This is a genomic window from Spirosoma jeollabukense, assembly GCF_054777855.1.
The window spans coordinates 490,034-512,973 of sequence record NZ_BAAHAD010000001.1 but is presented as its reverse complement, the minus strand read 5'-3'; the positions used below and the strand labels follow the sequence as shown (position 1 = coordinate 512,973).

Here is a 22,940-nt window from a genome sequence, read left to right as displayed (position 1 = left end):
AGGTAGAATATTCATAGAAAAGGCACCGAACTATAGTTCGGTGCCTTTTCTATGAATATAAGGTATTGATCGCTGGGTTACAGACGCCTGGAGCCTGATAGGACGTACTGATCTAAAACAGAATGTTTCCCGCTCGTATCGTTCGCACGACTAACTGTTTGTAGAGGTAATGATCAAGAGGCAACTACACCCGCCTGAAATTGGCAGTACTTCCACGGTTCAACCAATTGTCCTTCATTCGGCACGAAGTCGGATGAGTCTATCCACATCCATTTAACCAGTAAACACAATGAAAATCAATCACATTTTTGACCACTACAAAACGCTTTTTGTAGCAACAGCCTGCCTTTTATCGGCCTCATCCATTCAGGCGCAGACGTTTACGGGCCAAGCAGATCTATCTGCCTCGCCCACCAGCTTCGAGGCTGTAGCTTATCCGGTTATTAGCAGCCCTACGACGATCCGAATCAACTTCAATAACCGAACGAAGGGTGCTGTTCGGGTAGTTATTCGGGGTGAGAATGGGAAACCTGTGTATGAAGAATTCGAGTCGATAGCTCTTTACCGCCGACGGTTCGATTTTGCTTTAATGCCTGCTGGAACCTACACGATCGAACTCAGTAAAAAGAACGATCTCTTCACTCAAACGTTTTCGATCGAGCCACCAACAACGAGCCATATTACGATGACCAGCCAGCCAGTCCGCAAAACCCCCGAAACAACCGTGGAGAAAAAGCTGATTGTCAGCCAATAGCAGAACGTAGTGAAAGTGGTATAAAAAAAGCACCAGACCTAAATCTGGTGCTTTTTTTATGATCGAAAACGTCGAGGAAAATCTAGGCGCTTTTTTTCGTGGTCTTAGCTGATTTCGTGGTCTTTTTGGTAGAGCTCTTTTTTGCTCCACCGCCATCCAATGAGTTAATCCACACGGCTAACTTGGTAGCATCTTCCTTCGGTACCTGTTTCATAGGAGCCATTGGGGGGTAGCCAGGCCAGTGCGCCGGAATAGGATTATAAATCAGATTTACAATTTCTTCGGTGGAGTACTTTTTCTTGGCTACGTCTGCATAAGCTGGGCCCACTAATCGCTGATTCGGACGGTGGCAGGCAATACAGGTATATTTCGTCATCAGCGTATTCATTTCCTCTGGAATATCGGCTGGTGCCTGAGCGTTAGCATCAATGGAGGCTACGGCCAGCGCAGCCGAAGCGATGAGAATGCCAAAAGTTTTTTTCATGAGCTAGGTAAGCGGAAAAATGGACTGACTGATTAATAATTGGTTAATAGGCTACCTCGCAAAAATAGATGGTTTCGGACGATAACCCAATTTTGGCTTCAGTTTTTCCTATTAAACAAAACATTAGACAGTTGTTCCTTAAAAACGTTTAAAATTGGCAAAACAAAATAATATGCAACCGCTCGATCGCTTCTCCGGCCACGCCAATCTCTACGCTCAATACCGAATTGACTACCCGGCAGAGTTATATGATTTTGTCTTGTCTTTCACTGAAAATCGACAGGCAGCCTGGGATTGTGCTACGGGAAACGGGCAGGTGGCGGGTGCGTTGGCCGATTTCTTCGCCCAGGTCGAGGCCACCGACATCAGCGAAACTCAGCTCATTCTGGCCATAAAAAAGCCGAATATCAACTACCAGATTAGCCCCGCCGAGCAATCGCCCTTTGCTGATAATACGTTCGATCTTATCACTGTGGCGCAGGCATTGCACTGGTTTGATGTGGCCGCCTTTCACCAGGAGGTTCGGCGCGTTGCCAGACCCGGCGCCGTGCTTGCCGAATGGGGCTACGGTTTGGTGCAGCTTGGTCCAGACCTTGACCCGATTATGCTGGATTTCTACCGCAACCGGATCGGACCGTACTGGGACCCGCAGCGTGCCTATATTGATGACGCCTATGCTACGTTGCCTTTCCCTTTCGCCGATCCGCAACGAGCTGAATTTACCGCCCGCCGAACATGGTCGCTGGAGCGATTTCTGAATTACCTCCGAACCTGGTCAGCCGTTCGGCAATACATCCACGAAAACGAAGAAGACCCCGTAGTTGGGCTGGGGGAGGAGCTGGTGCCAATCTGGGGAGATGGAGAGCGCGACGTACGTTTCCCGATTTTTTTACGCGTGGGATTCGTGTAAAGACTTGTCTCTACAGTTCCCAAATGACACGTATCACTTTGCCATGGACGCCGATCGTCTGGAAAAATTCCAGCCAATGTAGTTGCTGAGGGCCGAGGTGATCGGTGGGGGATTTAACTTCGACAAAATCGTACTGGCCTTGTTCATTCCAGATCAGCAAGTCAGGGAAACCGCGCGTGTGTTCGCGGAGGTTACGCGCCATTTCGAGCAGAATTAGCCGCAACTGTTCAACATCCAGTAGTTCGATCATTCGCTGAACAAGTGTCAATAGTTCATCCGACCAATCGACCAGTACGTTCGTGATACCGTATTTAGCGTTGAACATCCGGCCCGTATGCCGTCGCCACTCATCTTTCGTGGTGAGTTCGGCCAATCTCTTTTTGAGCAGGTCTTCGCGCTTGACGTAAAAATCGGGCAGGTAAAAATCCGACGGAGCACGTTGCAGCGGATGGTGAATGGCTGATACGTTGGCGTCGTAGATTATATCCCAGAACACCAGCCCAAACAGACCGCGCCACGGGTAGTTCTCCGTAAACGCTGCGTCGTAATCATTCTCCAGGTAATAATTCATGACCCCCGCTTCGACGTGATGCCGATATGCCGCCGGAATGTTGACACTGTCGGCATCCAGCAAAAAGCGCGTGGTTGCTTTTCGGGGCCGTTTCTTTTCACCTACACTCAGAATTTTCTCCCGGAAATCGGTGGCGAAATAACGCTCCTCCGCATTTAGGGGATTTACCGCAATTTCATCGCACAGAGCTAGGGCTTCCTCTACAGAACCGTTTTTGAACAGTAACCGAACACGCCGTTCGCGGGCGGGCACGCGATCAGAAAGTTCATAAACTGACAGCGCCTGCTCGGGCAATTTCTGCCGTTCCAGATAAGCGCCCACCCGAACCACTAATTTCTGATAGGCTGGAATCGCAATCTCGGTTAGTTCGGGCCGGGTTTCGTTCCAGTTTAAAAACCAGTTATATATGTCTTCGGCGGGCGTTTCAGATTCCTTGAGGTCGTAAAATTCTTCGCTCGTGAGCGAAATCAGCAGTTTATCCTCTACTTCTTTCCGGGTGCGGAAGCGGGCCGTTAACTTACTCTCGTCGTAGCGTTCAAAGTTAACCATGCCCAGATCGCGCACCACAAACTCGGTCATGCTACCCCCCCGGTTACCGAAAAACAGGTATTTAACCATCATACCTTCGGCTTCGAAGTTCATTTTAGTGACCGTCTCACGGGTGGTCAGGCTAGTAACTATCTCGCCGAAATCGAGTTCATTTAATGCGTAGCGTACTACTCCCTCTTTTTTTTCTTTGTTTAATGGTCGGATTTCTTCGGGTTCCAGGGGCAGTAGGTCGAGTAGTTCGGGTTTGGTAAAAACGCTCAGTGCGGCTTCACCAACTATAGCATGTTGGGCTGAGAGTCGCTCAATAAATCCCGCTGTAATCAATTCATCGGCCGCAGCCGTTACGTCACTTATTTCGGCATACTGTAGTTTGTTGATACGAAAAAAGAGTCCTTTGCGGTTACTGAAGCGGACATACAGACACTGCGCATCGAGCGATAAAGCATCGAATCGACGCACGAAATCCCATTCGGCCTCATTCAGAAGTTGACCGTAAAGCCGTTTAACAAAGTCCAGTACGTAGCGGAAATTGTCGAGGTAATAGCGGGGGGTAAGGATAATTTTCTGTCGTCCAACCATAGTTTACACACGGTCTTCAGGCCGTGTTATGCTGTTCACGGCCTGAAGACCGTGGATACAATTATAACATAAAAATAGCCATTTATGTCCCCAAACGACATACTGAATGAACTAGGTAAACAAGGTGTTTTGCTCACTGATCAGCGCGCAAAAATCGCTGAAATTGAGCAAAAAAGGCCTTTTTCATTGCATTGGGAACTTCGGTCGATGCTTTATATTGGCATTTTGCTGTTGAGTGCCGGGCTAGGTCTGTTGGTCTATGATAATTTCGATCGAATTGGCCACGGAGCGCTACTGGCGGCTATTGCTGCAGGTTGTGCAGGGTGCTTTGTGTTTGCCTGGCGCTACCGGCCGGAGTGGACCATGGGGCAGGCTAAAAGCCGCTCGACCTTTGGCGACTATGCCCTGATTCTGGCGTGTCTGTTGTTTCTGACGCTGGAAGGCTATGCGCAATATGCGTATACCATTTTTGGAAATCGCTATGGGTTGGTAACTCTGCTACCAGCGGTGCTGTTTTTGCCATTGGCGTATCGTTTTGACCATAGGGGCGTGTTGGGTATGGCGTTGACCGCGCTTATTTCGTGGGTGGGCGTAACGGTCCGGCCACTTGAGCTGTATTTTAAGACTAACTTTTTTGAGCGCGAAACTGTCTTTTCTGCCGTTATTCTGGCATTGATGCTGATTGGTCTGGCGTTCGTGCTGGAGCGGCAACGTATCAAAGCGCATTTCACTTACACCTACCTTACCATTGCCGGAAATCTGCTGATGATTGCGCTGCTGGGCGGCCTGTTCAACTTCGACGAACTTCGAATCGGGTTTGCACTTGGACTGGCAGGAGCATGCCTTACGTTCGACCAATACGCTCGCCGTGTGCGCAAAGACCCGTCGACGGCTGATGGTTCATTCCTGTTTCTGCTGATGAGTGTGGTCTATGGATACATTGGTGTTACGTACCTGTTTTTCCATTACCTACGTCCCAAAGGCGACGATGCGTATTACTGGTATTTCATTTTGACCGGTATCGCCCTGGTTTATTACCTGATGAGTCAGTTACCTAAAGGAAACAGAACGAATGAAAGCCTATAACGAGCAGTGGATTTATAACCGCGAAATTCTGGGGCAGGCTGCGCGCTGGCATCGTCAACGGTTGTTGACGGATGAACAACTGGCTACGATTCAGAAAGCCTATCCGGTGGAGTTCCGGCAAACAAACGGCTTTATTGAGATTGGCTTGTTCCTGTTTACGGCGGTTGCCATTCTGGCCTGTTATCTGCTTCCAGCCAGTATTTTTTCGGCCTTGCTGAACGACCAAACCACCTATGGCCTGTTCAACATAGTGTTTGGTATTGGCGTAGGCATTGTAGGGTATGTCCTGATCAACCGGCGTTTATTGTATCGGAATGGTATCGATAATGCCTTTGTCGTTACGTTGACCGGATTTCTGGCGTTTGGATTGAACCAGCTATTTCCGAATGGGCTTTCTCTGGCTACGCATTGTTTAATTACACTGCCCTTATTACTACTGGTGCTCTGGTATTATGGCGATACGTTGATTGCTTTCTTTACACTGGCTACGCTGTATACTTATGTTTTTGACAGCGTATTGAAGGTGAGCGGAGGTAAAAATATGCTTCCATTTGTGATGATGGGCGTTTCGCTGCTGATTTATACCGCGACGAAACAAATCATTAATCGGAATCCGAAACAGCTCTACTACGCTGATCCGTTGAACTTAGCGCAGTGGATATCGCTGATCGTTCTGGCTGCCAGTGGTAATTACTACGTAGTGAGGGAGTTAAATGGCATCTTACTGAAAACATCCCTACTTCGAAGCCCCGCTGCGGTCGCACCGGAAATTGCCCTGGCGGGGTTGTTTTGGTTGCTCACCTTCCTGATACCAGTTATCTATTTGTGGCAAGGCGTAGTGAAGAGAAATCGGATGCTGATTATTCTCGGTATGCTGGCGTTGATTGCCGCTTTTATGACGGTACACAAATATCATGCGCTGGTGCCGCTCAACGTAGCACTAACGATTGGCGGATTTGTGCTGATTGGCCTTGCTATTCTAGGCATTCAGTATTTGCGGACGGCAACGGCAGATCGTTCACTCGGCGGCTTTACCGATGATCCTGACGACGATTCGCCCAATGAGTTTTTTACGAATGCGGCATCTGTTGTGGCGATTCAGGCAGCAGGTGCTACGTCGCCTGCACCACGGGACGATGTTCGATTTGGCGGAGGTGAGTTTGGCGGTGCCGGGAGCGAAGGCAAGTATTAGTGTGTATGGAAATTGATATATTTGTGTATAAAGATATTGATCATGAGAACGAACATTGATATTAATGATGAACTATTACAGGCTGCGATGGAAATAGGTCATACAAAAACCAAGAAAGCGACTATTGAACTGGCGTTGCAGGAATATATTAGCATGATGCGTCGAAAAGATTTGTTGTCGATGTTTGGCCAAGTAGAATGGGATGGAAATTTGAGTGAAATGCGCACGAATACAACCCCAACTGAATGGGACCAATAATTGTCGACACATCTGTTTGGGTAGATTGTTTTCGGGGGCTTCAAAATGATCAGACAAGAAAAGTAGCTGACTTATTAGTACACACGAAGCGAATCACGATTACGCCGACCATCTTGCAGGAAGTGTTACAGGGAATTAGAGACAACGCGCAGTTCGCACGCATACGTACCAGCCTGCTGGCTTGTATACTACTAACAGTCGACCCTGTTGAGGCAGCCATTGGAGCCGCTGATTTATACCGTACTCTACGTAAAATAGGCGTGACCATTCGTAAACCTAACGATTGTCTGATCGCTTATTATGCTATTTTTCATAACATTCCAGTATTGCAAAATGATATAGACTTTATACACATAGCTCAGCATACACCCCTACAATTAATTACTGATGACTAGTTCTATGGTCGATCTGCCAAAAAAGCCCTAAGTTTGGCCCCGCAAACCAACGACCATACGCAGTCGCATGAAAACCCTGGATTCATACAATTTTGCTGGTAAGAAAGCCCTCGTTCGGGTAGATTTCAACGTACCGCTCGACAAAGAGTACAACATCACTGACGACACTCGTATTAAAGCCACTATTCCAACCGTCCTAAAAATCGTGAACGACGGTGGATCGGCTATTCTGATGTCACACCTCGGCCGGCCGAAGGGTGGTCCCGAAGAGAAATATTCACTCAAACACCTCTTGCCCGCGCTGGAAAAAGCGTTTGGTCGTGAGGTAAAATTTGCCGACGACTCTATTGGTCAGTCGGCGACCGATCTGGCGGCCAGCCTGCAACCGGGCGAAATTCTGTTGCTCGAAAACCTGCGTTTCTACAAAGAAGAAGAAAAAGGGGACGTAGCATTCGCCGAGAAATTAGCGAAACTCGGTGATGTGTGGGTAAACGATGCCTTCGGAACTGCTCACCGCGCTCACGCCAGCACGGCTGTTATGGGGCAGTTCCTGACCGATCGGGTGGCTGGCTACGTGATGCAGGCAGAGTTAGACAACGCCAAAAAGATTCTGGAAGAAGCGCAGCGGCCTTTTACGGCTATTATGGGCGGGGCCAAAATCTCGGACAAAATTCTGATCATCGAAAAACTCCTCGATAATGTCGATAACCTGATTATTGGGGGCGGGATGACCTATACGTTTACCAAAGCAAAGGGTGGCCAAATCGGTAATTCGCTGCTTGAAGCCGATAAGCAGGAACTGGCGCTTGAACTGCTGAAAAAAGCGGAAGAGAAAGGGGTTAAAATCTATATGCCGCTTGATAACCTCTGTGCCGACGATTTCTCCAACGATGCGAACCGTAAGGTTGTGCCTACCGGTCAAATTCCGGATGGCTGGCAGGGGCTGGACATTGGGCCTGAAACCATCAAATTATTCAGCGAAGTCGTTGCCAAGTCTAAAACCATTCTCTGGAATGGTCCAATGGGCGTTTTCGAGTTTGAAAATTTCGCCCACGGTACCAACGCCATTGCCGAAGCGGTCGTGAAAGCAACCGAAGAAAATGGCGCGTTCTCACTCATTGGCGGGGGCGATTCGGCCTCGGCCATCAACCAGGCTGGCTACGGCGACCGCGTCAGCTACGTATCAACAGGCGGTGGTGCTTTGCTGGAATACATGGAAGGCAAAGTGCTGCCAGGCGTAGCGGCATTGGAATAAAGACCGAAAACGCCCGGAAAAAGTCAAGGGTTATGCGAGCGTGTCAAGTGTAATAAACAGCCTGACACACTCGCATAACCCTTGACTTTTTCACTATGCTTACTTAGACCAAAACGGCTTTCAGGATCTGATCCAGAATCAGGCGACCGTCGGTATTGCCAAGAGCCGGATCAGCCGCGCGCTCAGGATGTGGCATCATCCCAAAAACATTTTTGCTTAAATTGGTTACGCCCGCAATGTTCTCCAGGCTGCCATTCGGATTTGAGGCATCCGTAATCGCACCCGTTTCGTCGCAGTAACGGAAGAGTACCTGGCCGTTATCGTTCATTTCGTTGAGCGTATCGCTATCCGCGAAGTAGCGACCCTCGCCGTGAGCCATCGGAATTTTATAGGCCGGGCGATCCAATCCGGCGGTCAGCAGAGCGTCGGTCGATTGGGGAGTCAGGTAAATATTTTTGCAGATATACTGCTGATTGGAATTACGTAGCAACACGCCCGGTACAAGCCGTGCTTCGGCCAGCACCTGGAACCCATTGCAGATACCCATCAGATAACCACCCCGATTCGCATGGGCGATAACTTCATTCATGATGGGCGAGAATCGGGCGACAGCCCCCGTGCGGAGGTAGTCGCCGTAGGAAAAGCCACCGGGTAAAATAATGAAGTCACACCCTTGAAGGTCGTGGTCTTTATGCCAGAGTTTTACGACTTTCTGGTCCATCAATTCCAGCGTATCAACTGCGTCCTGATCGCAGTTAGAGCCGGGGAAAACAACAACGCCAAATTTCATAGCGAGTGAAGAGCTAAATCAGATTGATGCACAAAGGTAACATTTCGAACGCACTTCTACGCGTCTATTCCCTTCTTCTGCTGATACAAATGGACGTTAATAAGCCGAAATTACCGTAGCGAAGCAGTCTGATGACAGTCCTGCCAGTAGAATTCGGTAGAATCTACCTGACATTTGCTCAGAGAGGATGTTGTCGAGTACAGGTTGATTATAGTAAACAATTCTCCTCCCAAACTATACCTCTTAGAATCCATCATTTACTATTTTGCGTATATAATTGATAACGCAGTGATTTTGACGGCCTTCTGTACTGGGAGAGCAGATGACGGTTAGTGTTAACAGGCGATAAATGCATTCCTTTCGCTATTAGTATGATTTTTTTTATTGAATCTATTGCTTGATTACATCAGTTGTTATAATCATATTTGTATCTACAGCAAAAGTATAGGCTACTTCTTAAGTAAGTAAGACCAGGGCAGAAGTTTACTAATTCCTCTTTAAATACACAAAAACGATCCAGATGTATGAAAATTGTTAAGCGGAGAAACCGCCAGATGACCATGGAACGCATCTTGCGTGCTATGGGCGACGTAATGGCCGAGCGAGGTACTGAAAAGGCAGGTATCAATGCCGTTGCCGAACGTGCTGGCGTAAACAAGGTGCTTATTTATCGCTATTTTGGTGGATGGAACGGATTGCTCGAAGCTTACGTGCAACGTGGTTTTTTCCTGTCAATGTTTAATGAAAAGTATCTGGATTCTGTACCGGATAATTTGACGCCCGAAGGCCGGAGTAAAGCATTGTCAGATTACACGATTCAATTCATGAATGAGTTTCGTGCCAGAAAAGCTTCGCAGGAATTGATTCGCTGGGAGATGTCGAACGGGGAAACCGAGTTGGCCCGTCGGCTGGCCGATTTCCGTGACCAGTCCTACAAAAATATGGTGTCTAAACTCGCACCTAATACTGATTTTGATCCAATCGCTATTAACAGCCTAATGACGGCTGCCGTTACAAATCTGGTGTTGACCAGTACCCAACGGGATCACATTGGCGATATTGATCTTCGCTCCGATGCCGGCTGGGAGCGCCTGGAGAAGGCTATCCGTCGGATATACTCCAGTCTGAATATGGCACTTGAAACCGAACAGACTAAGCAAGCTGAAGTCGCTTAGTATAAGTCATAAGTAATCAAGTAGAAAGGGTATTTACCTCACTGGTAGCTAGCAACTTACTAGTTAGTGAGCTTATCACTTACTTCTTAAAAAGAGTGAGTTAGTCAGCTAAAATCAAGACTGTTGTCTAAGCTGACTAACTCACTGTCCAGTCCCCGGATCGGGGCTGATTAGTTATTCATTAAGTCTTCGATTTCAGCGGCTTCGAGCGGAATGTTCGCCATCAGGTCTACATTGCCCGCTTCAGTAATCAGTACGTTGTTTTCCAGCCGGATACCGAGTTTCTCCTCCCGTATATAAATTCCTGGCTCAACGGTAAAGACCATACCCGGCTCCATTTTACGGTATTTGTTGCCCACATCGTGGACGTCGAGACCTAAAAAGTGCGACGTGCCATGCATGAAATATTTCTTGTATAAAGGGGCATCCGGATCCTGTTTTTCCACGTCGTTTTTATCCAGCAGACCTAAGCCAATCAGTTCTGATTCCATGACCTTGCCTACTTCGCGGTGGTAATCATCCCAGAGATTGCCCGGACGTAGCATTTGTTTGGCTTCCTTCATGACCCGTAGAACAGCCTCGTACACCGCCCGCTGACGTTCCGTAAATCGACCATTGACCGGCACCGACCGAGTCATATCGGCATTGTAGTTAGCATACTCGGCCCCAATATCCAGCAGAATTACGTCGCCATCCTGACACTGTTGGCTATTGTCGACGTAGTGGAGCACGCAGGCATTGGCCCCCGACGCGATGATTGGGCTATAAGCCGCTCCCCGTGACCGATTCCTGAGGTATTCATGCATCATCTCGGCCTCAATTTCATACTCCCAAACGCCGGGTTTGATGAAGCCAAGCAGCCGCCGGAACATCTTGTCGGTGATGTCAATAGCAGTCTGGATAAGCGGAATCTCCTGCGGTTGTTTAATGGCCCGGAGGTAGTGCATCAGCGGGGCAAGCCGCTCCAGGCGGTGCAGCGGATATTTCTGCCGGAACTCATTGATATAGCGGGCATCGCGGGTTTGTACCTCGATCCCAGCACGCGTATGCTCGTTGGTATTCAGATACACGTGCTCAGCCTCGAAGACCACCTGCGTAAAAATCTGCTCGAACTGGCTGTTCCAGTAAATCTGCTTTTGGGGAATGCCCGTTACCTGCTCGGCTTCAGCTTTTGTCAGTTTATGACCTTCCCAGATTTCGATAAGCTCACTGGTTTCGCGTAAGAAAAGAAGTTCGCGAAATTTAGGGTCCGGATGCTCGGGAAAAAGTACCAGTTGTGTTTCTTCCTGGTCAACGCCCGTGAGGTAGAAAAGGTCGCTATTTTGCCGGAATCCCATCGTTCCATCGGCATTGGTAGGCATAATGTCGTTCGCGTTCAGAACAACTAATGACTTAGGTTTCAGCAGACTAACGAGCCGCTGGCGGTTTTTAACAAAAAGCTGATTCTCTATCGGTAAATAACGCATATAACGGGCCGTTGGGGCTAAGTTTCTAATTAATTTTGCAAAGAAAACCAAAAGCTATAATAGTTTCCGGGCGTTTTTGTGTTTAATACACTACGGGGTCTTTCAGCCAAAGGCCCAACCCGTTTTCTTCCTGAACGAATTATGACGTTTCGACTGACCCTATTTTTTTGCCTGCTGGCGCTATCCATCCAGGCCCAGCCCAACGTAGTACGTCCTGAACCGAACGTATCGAATGGAGTCCGGCCCACGCAGTCGGGCACTAAATATTGGGTTTTACTCCGTGATAAAGATCAGGCGTCGTCGCCCGCTTTATCCCAGCAATCGATCAATCAGCGGAAAATGCAGAATCTTCCACTGGATGATACCGATCAGCCGGTTTCTGCTACGTACCTGAAGCGACTAAATGAAGCTGGTGTTAAACCCGTTTGCCAGTCGCGCTGGCTCAATGCGGTATCGGCAAAACTGACAACTCAGCAGTATGCGCAGGTTGCCGCCATGCCCTTTGTGAAAGAGATTCGGCCCATTGATCCGGCTATTGTCATCACGTCGCTCAACTTGCCGGTAAACCCTCAGTTAGCTCCGGTGATGACCCAGATTCAGGCGTCCGATTTTGCGCAGGCGGGTCTGACGGGTCGATTTGTGAACATCGGTGTGATCGATGCCGGATTTTTCGGGGCCGACTCAGCCAACGCGCTTAAACATATATTTGCCCGCGATGGCGTGAAGCAGATACGTGATTATGTGAATGAAAAAAAGACGCACAATAACCTGCTCCGGACCCTGGAAACCATGTCGGATTTTCATGGTACAGAAGTATTGGCGGCCATTGCCGGTAATGACCCTACCGATCATATTCAATATGGCCTGGCTACCGATGCGAGTTTCTATCTCGCTCGATCTGACCAGGGAAACCGCGAATACCGGGGCGAAGAAGATAACTGGGTGGCAGCTATGGAATGGATGGACAGCCTGGGCGTTCGGCTTATCAATACGTCGCTGGGATATGCCCGGGGCATGAGCAATCCCAAAGATAATTATGAGCCTAGCCAGATGGATGGGCACACGAGTCTCATTAGCCGGGCCGCGCAGATTGCGGCTGATAAAAAAGGTATTCTGATCATCGTGTCGGCAGGCAACGAGGGCGACGACCGTTCATGGCGCATCATCAGTACCCCCGCTGATGCAGAAGGAGTACTGGCTATTGGTGCCACGAACGCCAAACTCTGGAACCGCATTGGGTACAGCAGTATTGGCCCCGAAAGTCTGCCCTATTTGAAACCCAACGTATCATGCTTTTCGCTGTATGGGACATCGTTGTCGGCACCGGTCATTACGGGTTTTGCGGCCTGCGTGATGCAGGCAAATCCGAAGTTGACCAACAAACAGGTGATGCAGATTATCGAAAAATCCTCGCATCTGTATCCGTATGGCAATAATTTTATTGGTTACGGGGTTCCGCAGGCGTCGCGGGCCATTGCGTTGCTTCGAAATCAGGAACTACCCGCGACAAACCGGTTGGTGAAAGCATCGGGCAAAACCTTTACGCTGGTCGTCGAGACGAGCGAGCCAGCTGTATCAGTTTTTCACAAAAAAGACGCGACACACGTATTACAGCAGGAAGCCACCAAAGTTACAGGGGGCAAGTTAACCCTGCATCGGGCCACCGATGAAAAACAGACAACGGTAGATCTGAAAAAAGAAGTGATTGAGGTCGTTTGGGAGTAGGAATTGGCCTTTGGCTTAGGGCCGTGCCACGGTTATCTTTTAGACTCCTGGTAACCGTGGCACGGCCCTAAGCCAAAGGCCTGGAGATGAAGAAAAATTAATGTCGACCTCATACCGGCTTTACCTGGCGGCTGTAGGTTTGCTTCCGTAATCAACAGTAAACAACAATTGACTATGGAACTTCAAGCAAAATTAATCACCGCCGTTTTAGTCGCGACTCTTCTGGCCGCCCCCCTCGTCAAGGCTCAGAATCAACCTGCGGCTGACGCATCCGCTCCCGCTGTAGCCCTGACGCCCCCTGGCCCGGATGGCCCTCGTGGCCCCCATGCGGATGGTCCCGGGCGAGGGGGACGTCAGAGAGAGAGACATCAACCGGGTCGACCAGATCGCCCAAACGAAGGTCGTCCCGGCCATGGGCTAACCTCCTTAACGACGGTTTCCGGAACGGTAGGGCAGTGGATTGGTAACGATGATGCGATTCTAGACGGCTTCACGTTTAGCGGAACGGCCAATGCACCCACAACTGTAAAATTTCCACCGCATCTGGGCCAGCAGGTTCAGAAAGCGATCAAACCGGGGAGCAGCATTAGCGTAACGGGCTTCACTGACACAAACCCGCGCGGTGAATCTACATTTCGGATGGTTAGTTTAACCGCTGGCAAAACCGTTATTGCCGATACGCCCCCGGCGCCCCCTACGACCACTCCACCCACTCCCACACTCACAACCGTATCGGGTAAGATCAGCGATTATCGGCTGGGCCGCGACGGTCGGGTCAGTGGACTGGTTCTGGACGACAAAACGATCGTGCGTATTCCTCCGCACGTAGCGTATCAGCTTACCAACCTGGCTACTAAAGGAAGTGCCATTACGGTGCAGGGCTATGCGAAACATCTTCGCGATGGGCAGGTACAACTGGAAAAAACAAACATCCTCAATGCGTCGGTGTTGACCATCAACGGCCAGCAATATTTGGTACGATAAACAAAGCGCGAATGATGAAAGAGTGAATGAGTGTTTGACTTAGATTTTCATTCTTTCGCTCATTCACTCATTCGCCCTTTCACTCTTTTATCCTCGTGAAAATCCTGATTATTGAAGATGAGCGTAAACTGGCCCGGTTTATCAAGCAGGGGCTGGAGCAGCATGGCCACGTTGCCGATCTGACTCACTCCGGATCAGAAGGTCTCGACCATGTTGCCGGAGGGCTTTACGACCTTGTGCTACTCGATTTGATGCTGCCCGGACAAACGGGCTTTGAGGTGCTTCAGAATCTTCGGGCCTTTGGTCTGTCGGTGCCTGTTATGATCCTGTCGGCGCTTAGTGATCCCGAAAAAGTAGTGCAGGGGCTGGATCTTGGTGCGGTCGATTATCTGCGCAAGCCGTTTGACTTCAGTGAGTTGCTGGCCCGGATTCGCGTGTTGCAACGGCGTACTGATTCCAGCGATAACATCGTTTTGCGTGTCGCCGATCTGGAAATGCGGCTTGTCTCCCATGACGTAGTAAAAGCGGGTACTACGCTGGAGCTGACCAATCGGGAGTTCGCGTTGCTTGAATTGCTCATGCGTCGAGCCGGGAACGTAGTGACCAAAAACGAGATCGCGGAGAAAATCTGGGAAGTTGACTACGATATGGGTAGCAATGTCATCGAAGTCCACATCTACCAGATCCGTAAAAAAATTGACGCTGTCGGGACAGCGGGATTGATCGAAACCCTTATCGGGCGGGGCTACCGGCTCAAAACGGTATGAGTCTGCGGAGTCGGATTGTGCTGGCCGTTACGGCTGTGTTTGCAACGGTCAGTTTGCTGGCGGGCTGGCTAATGCTGGGCCGTGCCGAAAAAAGTCTGCAAACTGCCTTCGACCGGGCTGTTCAGACGCGGGCCGAATGGTTGTTATCGCTGGTGAGTATGGATCCTGTGATACTGCCCCTGCCTACAGAAACGGAGCGCATGCAGGTAACCTATAACAGCTATGGACGCATTCGCGAACTATTCCGCAGTCCTGGTTTCCCCGACAAGATCAACAGTGAACAGTCCAGCGATAAACACCAGCGTTCGTATCGGTTTATTACCGTGCAGACCACGCGGGACCAACTGGCCAATGGGCAGGTTAGCCTTACACTGGCCGTGCCTGACTGGAGCTTACGGCAGGATGCCAGCCAGTTACGCTGGGTCTTTGGACTAGGCTGGTTACTAAGTTTAGCGATGGCATTTGCGGGTGGATACGTAGTAGCTGGTTTACTACTAAGGCCTATCCAACGGATTGTCAATCAGGCTAATCGAATTGATAGCGCATCCGTAATCGAGCCAATTTCGCTGCCTGACTCACGCGATGAACTCTATCAATTGACCGATACGCTGAACCGGATGCTGACTCGTATTCGGGAAAGTGCTGCCCAGCAACGTAACTTTTTCGGGGCGGCCGCCCATGAACTTCGAACGCCCCTGGCCGTCATGAAAACGGGATTGGAGGTAACCCTGGGTAGTGGGCTGGTGGATGAGCGAACAACGCCCTTTCTGATTGGACAACTCGATGAAGTAAGCCGCCTGACGCGCCTGCTCGATGAGTTTTTAACATTAAGTCGCCCTGAAAATTCGTCGCAACCGCTCAAAAGAACAGCCGTTGATGCGTCCGAACTCATTAAAAAATGCTTAAATCAGTTAGTAACAGTAGCTGCCGAGTATGAGGTGACGACCGTGTTTGATGATGCTGTTTCACCCTGTCAGCTACTCCAGACGGATGCCGTCAAACTGGAGCATATTGTACTGAACCTGATCGAAAATGCGATCAAATACGCTGTTGCGGGGAGCGTTGTTAGCGTGCAGTTACACTATTTTGACAGCTGGACAGTACGTGTGCAAAATCAGACGGTTCGCGAAACAGGCCCAACGCTCGATTTGATGCAACCCTATTTCCAGGCTGACCCGCTCAACGAGGGGCATGGCCTCGGCTTGTGGATTAGTCACCGGTTAACAATGCTACTTGGTGGGGAGTTAGGTCTCAACTGGCAGAATTTCACCTTCACCAGTACGTTACGGTTCCCAACAACGTCTGTGTATTAATTTTTTCAATCTCTATACCTATCAAATGAAAGCACTTTATTGTGTCCTGCTGCTGACGCTATCCAACATTTTTATGACACTGGCCTGGTATGGCCATCTCCAGATAAAACAGTATCCTATGCTGGCTAAATTGTCGCTCTTTGGTGTCATTATGCTGAGTTGGGGACTAGCTTTTTTTGAATACATTTTTCAGGTACCTGCCAACCGGATCGGTTCAGATGAAACGGGTGGGCCCTTCTCCCTTTTTCAACTTAAAACCATTCAGGAAGCCGTTTCCCTCACGGTTTTCACGCTCATAACGGTATACGTTTTCAAGACCGATAAACTCGCCTGGAATCACCTCGTCGGCTTTGTGTTTATCGTCATCGCTGTGTTCTTCATCTTCAAAAAATGGTAGGCTCCCTAGAGAGGGCCGCTACCCGCCAGCCGTCGGGTGCCAGCCTGAAAGCACTCGACTGGGCCAACTTTTTTCTGGCAGATGTTCGCGATGGCCTCGGGCCGTATCTGGCTATCTATCTGCTCACGTCGCTACACTGGACGGCACAGACCATCGGGTTTGCTATGTCGGTGATGGGTGTTGCAACTGTAATTGCCCAAACGCCCGTTGGTATACTGGTTGACCGAACGCGTAAAAAACGGCTGCTTTCCGTCGTCGCGTCGCTGCTTATCGCAACGGCGGCCCTGTTGACCATTCTGTTGCCAACTTACAACGTTGTGATGGGTGGCCAGGCCATTATGGGCGTGGCAGCGGCCTGGTTTACGCCCGCAATTGCCGCCATTACGCTCGGTCTGGTCGGTCATAAAGTGCTCGACGGACGGATCGGCCGAAATGAAACCTTCAACCATGCCGGTAATGTGTTTGCTGCTCTGATGGCCGGATTGATTGGCTACTACGTTAATAATGAAGGCATTTTTGTGTTACTCGCGATTATGTCGCTCATTAGCAGCGTGGCCGTCTGGCGCATTCGCGAAGCCGACATCGATCACGATCTGGCGCGGGGTGATGGCCAGCAGGAAGACGAAAATGCGTTAGATGAGCGGCCATCGGGCTGGCGGGCTATTTTGAGCAACCGGGCTATTGTATTCTTTGCGTTAGCGTGCGTGCTCTTCCATTTTGCTAATGCGGCCATGCTGCCTTTGCTGGGGCAGCGATTAGCTAAAGGAATCAACGCGGGTGCATCGGCAGCTTACATGTCGGCTTGTATCATCGTAGCGCAGATGGTCATGATTCCGGTTAGTAACATTACGGGGCGGCTGGCACCCAAAGGTCGTAAGAACTTATTGCTCATCGGCTTTGCCGTATTGCCCATCCGGGGACTGCTCTACACGATGACCGACGATCCTATATTATTGGTGGCTATTCAGGTTCTGGATGGTGTGGGGGCCGGTACGTTCGGGGTGCTCTCAATTCTAATCGTATCTGACCTGACCAAAGGAAGTGGCCTCTTCAATACGACGCAGGGGGCTATTGCTACTGCGATTGGACTGGGTGCTTCTCTCAGCAATGCCTTTGCCGGAAGTATTGTTCAGTGGGCTGGTTATAATACGGCTTTCCTGACCTTATCGGGTATTGCTTTGGGTGCGCTGGCTGTGTTATGGTTTATGGTGCCAGAAACGAAAGTAGCGTAGCCGTCTTTACAAATACTTGTTTTCGTTCATGTAATTCTTCACATAATCAGCGATGCCATCTTCAAGGGATGAGAATGGCCGGTCGTAGCCAATAGACCGAAGTTTGGCCATATTCGCCTGTGTGAAATACTGGTAATTATCGCGGATATCGGCAGGCGTGTCGATGAAGTCGATATCGGGTTCAAGGCCAAGCGCATGAAACGTGTTGGTGGCCAGATCGCGGAAGGTGCGGGCCTTGCCGCTGCCGAGGTTATAAATACCGGAATTACGCCGGTGGTGCATCAGGAATGAACAAACCTCTACTACGTCTTTTACATAGATAAAATCACGCATCTGTTCACCATCGGCAAAGTCGGGGTTATGTGACCGGAACAGTTTCATTTTGCCCGACTTCCGAATCTGCTGAAAGGTATGAAAAACAACCGATGCCATCCGGCCTTTGTGGTATTCATTAGGGCCATAGACGTTGAAAAATTTCAGCCCAGCCCAGAAAAACGGTTTGTGTTCCTGCTCCAGCGCCCAGATATCGAACTCGTTTTTGGATTCTCCGTACGGATTCAAGGGCTTCAATTTCGGAATCAGCGATTCGTTATCGTCGTAGCCTAGCTCACCTAATCCATACGTAGCAGCCGATGAGGCATAGACGAGTGGTATTTGATACTCGATACAGCGTTTCCAGATTTGCTTGGAATACTCGACGTTCAAGTGCTCAAAAATCTGCCGATCAAACTCGGTCGTGTCCGTGCGGGCACCAATATGAAAAATAAACTCAACTTCCTGATAATTCTGGTCGAGCCACTCAAAAAACACTTCGCGATCTACCCGCTCCTGAATCCGCTTGCCGACTAAATTGGCTTCTTTTTCAGGATATGAAAAATCATCTACAGCAATGATAAAATTGAAATTTTCCTGATTCAGCTTACTGATCAAACAACTTCCAATAAAACCGGCAGCTCCCGTAACGATAATCATAAAATGGCGGTGGTAAACGTGTTTATAGGATAAATCAAGTAATAAGGAGTGTAAATGAAGCGAAATAAGCTGTAAAGATACAGGTTTTAAATTGGAGAAATGAATAGCGTTTTTGGTGATTAAATTGTGTTTTTCCAATATATATTTTTCTCCGCTTCAGGTAGTTAGCCAGTAATACTTGTTTTTATCCCGTCTGAAGAGTGCGTACCTTTGCACCCAATTTTTAACAATCGGCGTTTCTGGCAACCGCCCCATCTAAACCAGAAAAATGGTCTATATTAACAGAATTGAACACTTTAACGCAGCGCACCGACTCTATAATCCAGCCTGGTCGGAGGAGCGTAATAAGGAAGTTTTTGGCCCCTGCGCCAATGCGAACTGGCATGGTCATAATTTCGAATTGATCGTAACGGTCAAGGGAGAGCCCGATCCTGACACCGGATTCGTGATTGACCTCAAAGTGCTGGGTGATATCATAAAAAATGAAGTGATCGAGAAAGTAGATCACAAAAACCTGAATCTCGATGTGGATTTCATGCAGGGCAAAATGGCCAGTTGCGAAATCTTCATCATGGAAATCTGGAAGATTCTTGAACGGGCACTTGAACCCATTACCGAAGCCCATCTACACCGACTCCGGCTGTACGAAACCCCGAAGAATTTTGTTGATTTTTTTGGGGAATAGGGGTTTTACTATGTATGATATAGGATGTATGATGTAGAATTGACAGTCTTATATCATACATCCTATATCACACATCCTATATATGACTTACTATCTCATTGCCGGTGAACGTTCCGGCGACCTTCATGGCGCTAACCTGATTCGGGCGATCCGTCAGTATGATTCTGATGCAAAGTGCCGGGCCTATGGTGGGGAGCAGATGGAAGCGGCCGGTGCTACGCTAGTACGTCACTATCGGGAGATGGCATTCATGGGGTTTCTGGAAGTGGCGAAAAATCTTGTCACCATTCGCCGGATTATGCGCGAATGTCAGGCCGATTTGCTGGCTCATCGCCCGGATGCGCTTATTCTGATCGACTATGCGGGGTTTAACTTACGTATGGCGCGTTTTGCCAAACAACAGGGCATTCGGGTAGTCTATTACATCTCGCCCAAAGTGTGGGCCTGGAACCAGCGCCGGGCGTTGAAGATCAAAGCAACCGTAGATCGGCTGTTTACGATTCTACCCTTCGAGACGGAGTTTTTTGCCAGGTACGACTATGAAGTCGACTACGTCGGCAATCCCCTCCTCGATGCCCTCGCCGATTTTCGCCCAGATCCAGCTTTTCGGTCAAAGCTGGGGCTGGGTGAGCAAGCGATTATTGCTTTATTGCCAGGGAGCCGCCGTCAGGAGATCATATCCATACTGCCCAGTATGCTGCGTATTATCCACAAGTTTCCCCATTATCGGTTTGTTGTTGGAACGGTTAGCAATCTGCCTGATGCTTTATACAACAGTTTGTTAGCTGACTATCCCGATGTGTTACGTGTCAGTGATGCCGCCTACGACCTGTTGCATGTTTCTACAGCTGCGCTTGTTACGTCGGGTACGGCCACACTCGAAACCGCCCTGCTGAACGTACCGCAGGTGGTATGCTACAAAACCACCGGAGTTTCCTATTTCATTGCCAAACGACTTATTGCTGTGCCGTTTATCTCGCTTGTAAACCTGATTGCGGGGCGGGAGGTAGTCAGGGAGTTGATTCAAAATGACCTCACGACCGACAATATAACTACTGAACTGAAGGCTATTTTGCCAGGTAGTCCGCGCCGGGATGTCCAGCTAGCGGACTACGCTGAGGTGCAGCAAAAAATGGGCGAGCCCGGTGCTTCAGAACGGGCAGGACGCTTACTGGTCGATGACCTTCTTTCAATAAAAAATAAGTAGGTTTATCTGGAGAATTCCCTGGTTAACTACTTGCTGAAATAGTTGATTTTGTCGCTATCCGAATTGTTATTGATCCTTATCTCGCCCACCCCACTACCCGTAACAACAGAACTTACGGTAAGTGTCCCTTTTGTCGCACCAGGTGTAGATACACCATTCAGGCCAAAAGCTAGTTTGCTGCTGGCGCCAATTGCCGTATTCGTGGTGAGTATATAGGCATCAGGATTGCTGGTAGCATCAAAACTCCAACTGCTATTCTGCACTGTTAGCCCGCCTACACTGCTCGCCGATCCGTTGAAGCTCAGGACAACCATAGGATCTTTGCTAATATTGACGACAATCTGCCCAGAAGTGGCTACGGGAGTGAGTTCAAATACGTCGACTACCACAATGAAATTAGTTGTACCATATTGAGTGGATGGCTGAACGTGTAGAATAGGTATTAGGTCAGGAACCGCTGTAACATTGGTCGTGGCTGTAGCCTGGCATCCAGTAACGCCCGTGACGGTCACCGAGAAGAGTCCGGTCGTGGTAACGGTTGCCGTATTGCCTCCGCCAACCTGGCTGGCTCCATCGCCGAAGGCATACGTACCACCGCCACCCGCGGTGAGCGTAACACTGGACTGGAGACTGATTAAGGGGCCATTATTGGTCAGACTAGCTATCGGTCGTGCATTGACGACAACGGTTGTGCTGGCCGTTACGCTGGAAGGTCCATTGCTGGCCGTAACAAGAATTGTGAAGCTGGTATTGGAACTGACGGATGGTGCGTTCTGACTGAATTGGGTCAAACTGGCGCCCGAACCCGAAAAACCGGCCGGGCTACTACTCCATGCATAATTTGTCGGTGTGAATCCGGTTGGCGTAACGGTCAGGCTCACGGGCGCTCCCGCACAAACAGTTAAGGAGGTCGATGGATTGAAACTTAGAAATTCGTTTACGTTCGTTATGCTGATCGTAAATGACTTCTCGAACGAAAGAGCAGGGGCTCCATTGTCGGTTGTGCTGACACGTATCGAATAGCTGTTTTTAGTTTCATAATCGAAGGTCGCGTTGGTTTGCAGTTGATTGCCGACAAGTTTGAAGGACGCATTATCGGTTGAGCCAGCCCCCGCCACCAGCGAATAACTGAAGGTTTGACCAACATCGGCATCGGTGGTGCTGAACGTACCGACTACCGTATTCGGGGATGCATTTTCGGCCACTGTATTAACACTCAGCGTAATATTGGTTGGTACTTTATTGGCGACTCCAGTCGTAAAATTGAACGTAGTATTTTGAGAGATACCGGCAAAGGCGCGATTATCCGAATCTCTGAACACGGCTTTTGCCATTCGTATGGCATAACCAGTATTATCGGCCAGTGTACTATTAGGATCAATAACCCAGGTTGTGCCAGACCCCGTGACTTGTCCACTGGTTACGGCTATAGTCTCAATAACCGTGTTGTCAGAAATGCGTACCAGGAATAGGTTTCCGGTGCCTTTTACAACATTGGTGTTAAATGTCAGCGTTAAGCTGCTAACAGGATTTATGTTCGTTGCATTGTCCGCCGGGCTTGTCGATGTAAGTTTAGGAGGAGCCCCATTTTGCCGGATAATCCGTCCTACGGCCGTGCCGGTAGTCGTGGTATTGTTGGCAGGCTCGAACAAATCCTGATCGCCGTCATTGTCATAGTCGAGGGCAAACAGAGTGGTGGTGGAAATCTGGGAGAAGCCCACCCCGCTGAGGGGCCCACTGCTGAAGCTAGCGATGGTGCTGGCGGTTGGGGCGGTAGCCTGGATGGTGCTGGCAAAACCGCCACTGCCATTGTTGGTGCTGAAGGCGATCCCGGCCCCGGCTACGTTGCCGTTCTGGAAGAGCATATCCAGATCCCCATCTCCATCCGCATCGAAGAAGATGCGCCGAGCCCCAAACTGAAGGGCTGTGAAGGGACTGGTATTCAGATCGGTGAAGCTGCCATTGCCGTTGTTGCGGATAATCCGTCCTACGGCCGTGCCGGTAGTCGTGGTGTTGTTGGCAGGCTCGAACAAATCCTGATCGCCGTCATTGTCATAGTCGAGGGCAAACAGAGTGGTGGTGGAAATCTGGGAGAAACCCACCCCGCTGAGGGGCCCACTGCTGAAGGTAGCGATGGTGCTGGCGGTTGGGGCGGTGGCCTGGACGGTGCTGGCAAAACCGCCACTGCCATTGT

The 22,940-nt window shown here is 49.5% G+C and carries 22 protein-coding genes; 16 read left to right on the top strand and 6 right to left on the bottom strand.

Going from position 1 to position 22,940, the window contains the following annotated elements; translation table 11 throughout:
* The first annotated feature begins 289 nt into the window (after positions 1–289).
* On the top strand, positions 290–754 hold the full coding sequence (locus ACYVEA_RS02075; protein ID WP_461111652.1) for a hypothetical protein: 465 nt from the start codon (positions 290–292) through the stop codon (positions 752–754).
* 82 nt (positions 755–836) lie between these two features.
* On the opposite strand, the gene ACYVEA_RS02070 is transcribed toward ACYVEA_RS02075, so the two are convergent.
* Positions 837–1,238 (bottom strand): c-type cytochrome, encoded by a 402-nt coding sequence (locus ACYVEA_RS02070; RefSeq protein ID WP_093823941.1) that lies wholly within the window; start codon positions 1,236–1,238, stop codon positions 837–839.
* A gap of 172 nt (positions 1,239–1,410) precedes the next feature.
* Here ACYVEA_RS02070 and ACYVEA_RS02065 point away from each other — a divergent pair, with 172 nt between their 5' ends.
* A complete protein-coding gene (locus ACYVEA_RS02065; protein WP_461112936.1) occupies positions 1,411–2,148 on the top strand; it encodes a class I SAM-dependent methyltransferase in 738 nt (245 codons plus the stop codon).
* 10 nt (positions 2,149–2,158) lie between these two features.
* Here ACYVEA_RS02065 and ACYVEA_RS02060 read toward each other — a convergent pair whose 3' ends face one another.
* Complete coding sequence (locus ACYVEA_RS02060; protein WP_461111651.1) at positions 2,159–3,847, bottom strand: VRR-NUC domain-containing protein; 1,689 nt, start codon at positions 3,845–3,847, stop codon at positions 2,159–2,161.
* Positions 3,848–3,931: 84 nt separating this feature from the next.
* Between ACYVEA_RS02060 and ACYVEA_RS02055 the strand changes: the two genes are divergently transcribed.
* From ACYVEA_RS02055 to ACYVEA_RS02035, 5 genes are all read left to right on the top strand, one after another.
* Entirely contained in the window at positions 3,932–4,933 is a 1,002-nt protein-coding gene (locus tag ACYVEA_RS02055; RefSeq protein ID WP_461111650.1) for a DUF2157 domain-containing protein, read from the top strand.
* Positions 4,920–6,125 (top strand): hypothetical protein, encoded by a 1,206-nt coding sequence (locus tag ACYVEA_RS02050; RefSeq protein WP_461111649.1) that lies wholly within the window; start codon positions 4,920–4,922, stop codon positions 6,123–6,125. The genes ACYVEA_RS02055 and ACYVEA_RS02050 overlap by 14 nt, the downstream gene beginning before the upstream one ends.
* Before the next feature lie 42 nt (positions 6,126–6,167).
* Positions 6,168–6,383, top strand: coding sequence for a type II toxin-antitoxin system VapB family antitoxin (locus ACYVEA_RS02045; protein ID WP_461111648.1), 216 nt, complete (start codon positions 6,168–6,170; stop codon positions 6,381–6,383).
* On the top strand, positions 6,371–6,778 hold the full coding sequence (vapC, locus tag ACYVEA_RS02040; RefSeq protein ID WP_461111647.1) for a type II toxin-antitoxin system VapC family toxin: 408 nt from the start codon (positions 6,371–6,373) through the stop codon (positions 6,776–6,778). The genes ACYVEA_RS02045 and vapC overlap by 13 nt, the downstream gene beginning before the upstream one ends.
* Before the next feature lie 67 nt (positions 6,779–6,845).
* The gene (locus ACYVEA_RS02035) at positions 6,846–8,033 is read left to right on the top strand and encodes a phosphoglycerate kinase (RefSeq protein WP_461111646.1); all 1,188 of its coding nucleotides are present in this window, start codon (positions 6,846–6,848) and stop codon (positions 8,031–8,033) included.
* A 103-nt stretch (positions 8,034–8,136) separates the two neighbouring features.
* Here the strand turns inward: ACYVEA_RS02035 and purQ are convergent, their stop codons facing one another.
* The gene (gene purQ / locus ACYVEA_RS02030; protein WP_461111645.1) at positions 8,137–8,823 is read right to left on the bottom strand and encodes a phosphoribosylformylglycinamidine synthase subunit PurQ; all 687 of its coding nucleotides are present in this window, start codon (positions 8,821–8,823) and stop codon (positions 8,137–8,139) included.
* A gap of 554 nt (positions 8,824–9,377) precedes the next feature.
* Here purQ and ACYVEA_RS02025 point away from each other — a divergent pair.
* Entirely contained in the window at positions 9,378–9,998 is a 621-nt protein-coding gene (locus tag ACYVEA_RS02025) for a TetR/AcrR family transcriptional regulator (RefSeq protein ID WP_461112935.1), read from the top strand.
* A 170-nt stretch (positions 9,999–10,168) separates the two neighbouring features.
* On the opposite strand, the gene ACYVEA_RS02020 is transcribed toward ACYVEA_RS02025, so the two are convergent.
* The gene (locus ACYVEA_RS02020) at positions 10,169–11,464 is read right to left on the bottom strand and encodes an aminopeptidase P family protein (protein ID WP_461111644.1); all 1,296 of its coding nucleotides are present in this window, start codon (positions 11,462–11,464) and stop codon (positions 10,169–10,171) included.
* 141 nt (positions 11,465–11,605) lie between these two features.
* On the opposite strand from ACYVEA_RS02020, the gene ACYVEA_RS02015 reads away from it, so the two are divergent.
* The 6 genes from ACYVEA_RS02015 (at position 11,606) to ACYVEA_RS01990 (ending at position 17,882) form a co-directional block, all read left to right on the top strand.
* On the top strand, positions 11,606–13,189 hold the full coding sequence (locus ACYVEA_RS02015; RefSeq protein WP_461111643.1) for a S8 family serine peptidase: 1,584 nt from the start codon (positions 11,606–11,608) through the stop codon (positions 13,187–13,189).
* Positions 13,190–13,363: 174 nt separating this feature from the next.
* Positions 13,364–14,173, top strand: coding sequence for a hypothetical protein (locus tag ACYVEA_RS02010; protein WP_461111642.1), 810 nt, complete (start codon positions 13,364–13,366; stop codon positions 14,171–14,173).
* 95 nt (positions 14,174–14,268) lie between these two features.
* A complete protein-coding gene (locus tag ACYVEA_RS02005) occupies positions 14,269–14,940 on the top strand; it encodes a response regulator transcription factor (RefSeq protein WP_461111641.1) in 672 nt (223 codons plus the stop codon).
* Positions 14,937–16,253, top strand: coding sequence for a sensor histidine kinase (locus tag ACYVEA_RS02000; RefSeq protein WP_461111640.1), 1,317 nt, complete (start codon positions 14,937–14,939; stop codon positions 16,251–16,253). Before ACYVEA_RS02005 ends, ACYVEA_RS02000 begins: the two co-directional genes overlap by 4 nt.
* 25 nt (positions 16,254–16,278) lie before the next feature.
* Entirely contained in the window at positions 16,279–16,650 is a 372-nt protein-coding gene (locus ACYVEA_RS01995; RefSeq protein WP_461111639.1) for a DMT family protein, read from the top strand.
* A complete protein-coding gene (locus tag ACYVEA_RS01990; RefSeq protein WP_461111638.1) occupies positions 16,644–17,882 on the top strand; it encodes an MFS transporter in 1,239 nt (412 codons plus the stop codon). Before ACYVEA_RS01995 ends, ACYVEA_RS01990 begins: the two co-directional genes overlap by 7 nt.
* 6 nt (positions 17,883–17,888) lie before the next feature.
* Here the strand turns inward: ACYVEA_RS01990 and rfaD are convergent, their stop codons facing one another.
* Positions 17,889–18,854, bottom strand: coding sequence for an ADP-glyceromanno-heptose 6-epimerase (rfaD, locus tag ACYVEA_RS01985; protein WP_461111637.1), 966 nt, complete (start codon positions 18,852–18,854; stop codon positions 17,889–17,891).
* A gap of 268 nt (positions 18,855–19,122) precedes the next feature.
* Between rfaD and ACYVEA_RS01980 the strand changes: the two genes are divergently transcribed.
* Both ACYVEA_RS01980 and lpxB read left to right on the top strand, forming a co-directional pair.
* Entirely contained in the window at positions 19,123–19,539 is a 417-nt protein-coding gene (locus ACYVEA_RS01980) for a 6-pyruvoyl trahydropterin synthase family protein (RefSeq protein WP_461111636.1), read from the top strand.
* A gap of 82 nt (positions 19,540–19,621) precedes the next feature.
* Entirely contained in the window at positions 19,622–20,746 is a 1,125-nt protein-coding gene (gene lpxB / locus ACYVEA_RS01975) for a lipid-A-disaccharide synthase (RefSeq protein ID WP_461111635.1), read from the top strand.
* Between the two features lie 26 nt (positions 20,747–20,772).
* Here the strand turns inward: lpxB and ACYVEA_RS01970 are convergent.
* Positions 20,773–22,940: Ig-like domain-containing protein (locus tag ACYVEA_RS01970; RefSeq protein WP_461111633.1), on the bottom strand; the 2,168-nt coding region annotated here is incomplete at its 5' end.

Coding starts and splice junctions, on each gene's coding strand:
- ACYVEA_RS02015 (WP_461111643.1), top strand. CDS start 11,606: ATGACGTTTCGACTGACCCTATTTTTTTGCCTGCTGGCGCTATCCATC.
- ACYVEA_RS01980 (WP_461111636.1), top strand. CDS start 19,123: ATGGTCTATATTAACAGAATTGAACACTTTAACGCAGCGCACCGACTC.
- ACYVEA_RS02050 (WP_461111649.1), top strand. CDS start 4,920: ATGAAAGCCTATAACGAGCAGTGGATTTATAACCGCGAAATTCTGGGG.
- vapC (WP_461111647.1), top strand. CDS start 6,371: ATGGGACCAATAATTGTCGACACATCTGTTTGGGTAGATTGTTTTCGG.
- ACYVEA_RS02065 (WP_461112936.1), top strand. CDS start 1,411: ATGCAACCGCTCGATCGCTTCTCCGGCCACGCCAATCTCTACGCTCAA.
- purQ (WP_461111645.1), bottom strand. CDS start 8,823: ATGAAATTTGGCGTTGTTGTTTTCCCCGGCTCTAACTGCGATCAGGAC.
- ACYVEA_RS02060 (WP_461111651.1), bottom strand. CDS start 3,847: ATGGTTGGACGACAGAAAATTATCCTTACCCCCCGCTATTACCTCGAC.
- lpxB (WP_461111635.1), top strand. CDS start 19,622: ATGACTTACTATCTCATTGCCGGTGAACGTTCCGGCGACCTTCATGGC.
- ACYVEA_RS02045 (WP_461111648.1), top strand. CDS start 6,168: ATGAGAACGAACATTGATATTAATGATGAACTATTACAGGCTGCGATG.
- rfaD (WP_461111637.1), bottom strand. CDS start 18,854: ATGATTATCGTTACGGGAGCTGCCGGTTTTATTGGAAGTTGTTTGATC.
- ACYVEA_RS01995 (WP_461111639.1), top strand. CDS start 16,279: ATGAAAGCACTTTATTGTGTCCTGCTGCTGACGCTATCCAACATTTTT.
- ACYVEA_RS02000 (WP_461111640.1), top strand. CDS start 14,937: ATGAGTCTGCGGAGTCGGATTGTGCTGGCCGTTACGGCTGTGTTTGCA.
- ACYVEA_RS02075 (WP_461111652.1), top strand. CDS start 290: ATGAAAATCAATCACATTTTTGACCACTACAAAACGCTTTTTGTAGCA.
- ACYVEA_RS02025 (WP_461112935.1), top strand. CDS start 9,378: ATGACCATGGAACGCATCTTGCGTGCTATGGGCGACGTAATGGCCGAG.
- ACYVEA_RS02020 (WP_461111644.1), bottom strand. CDS start 11,464: ATGCGTTATTTACCGATAGAGAATCAGCTTTTTGTTAAAAACCGCCAG.
- ACYVEA_RS02055 (WP_461111650.1), top strand. CDS start 3,932: ATGTCCCCAAACGACATACTGAATGAACTAGGTAAACAAGGTGTTTTG.
- ACYVEA_RS01990 (WP_461111638.1), top strand. CDS start 16,644: ATGGTAGGCTCCCTAGAGAGGGCCGCTACCCGCCAGCCGTCGGGTGCC.
- ACYVEA_RS02010 (WP_461111642.1), top strand. CDS start 13,364: ATGGAACTTCAAGCAAAATTAATCACCGCCGTTTTAGTCGCGACTCTT.
- ACYVEA_RS02035 (WP_461111646.1), top strand. CDS start 6,846: ATGAAAACCCTGGATTCATACAATTTTGCTGGTAAGAAAGCCCTCGTT.
- ACYVEA_RS02070 (WP_093823941.1), bottom strand. CDS start 1,238: ATGAAAAAAACTTTTGGCATTCTCATCGCTTCGGCTGCGCTGGCCGTA.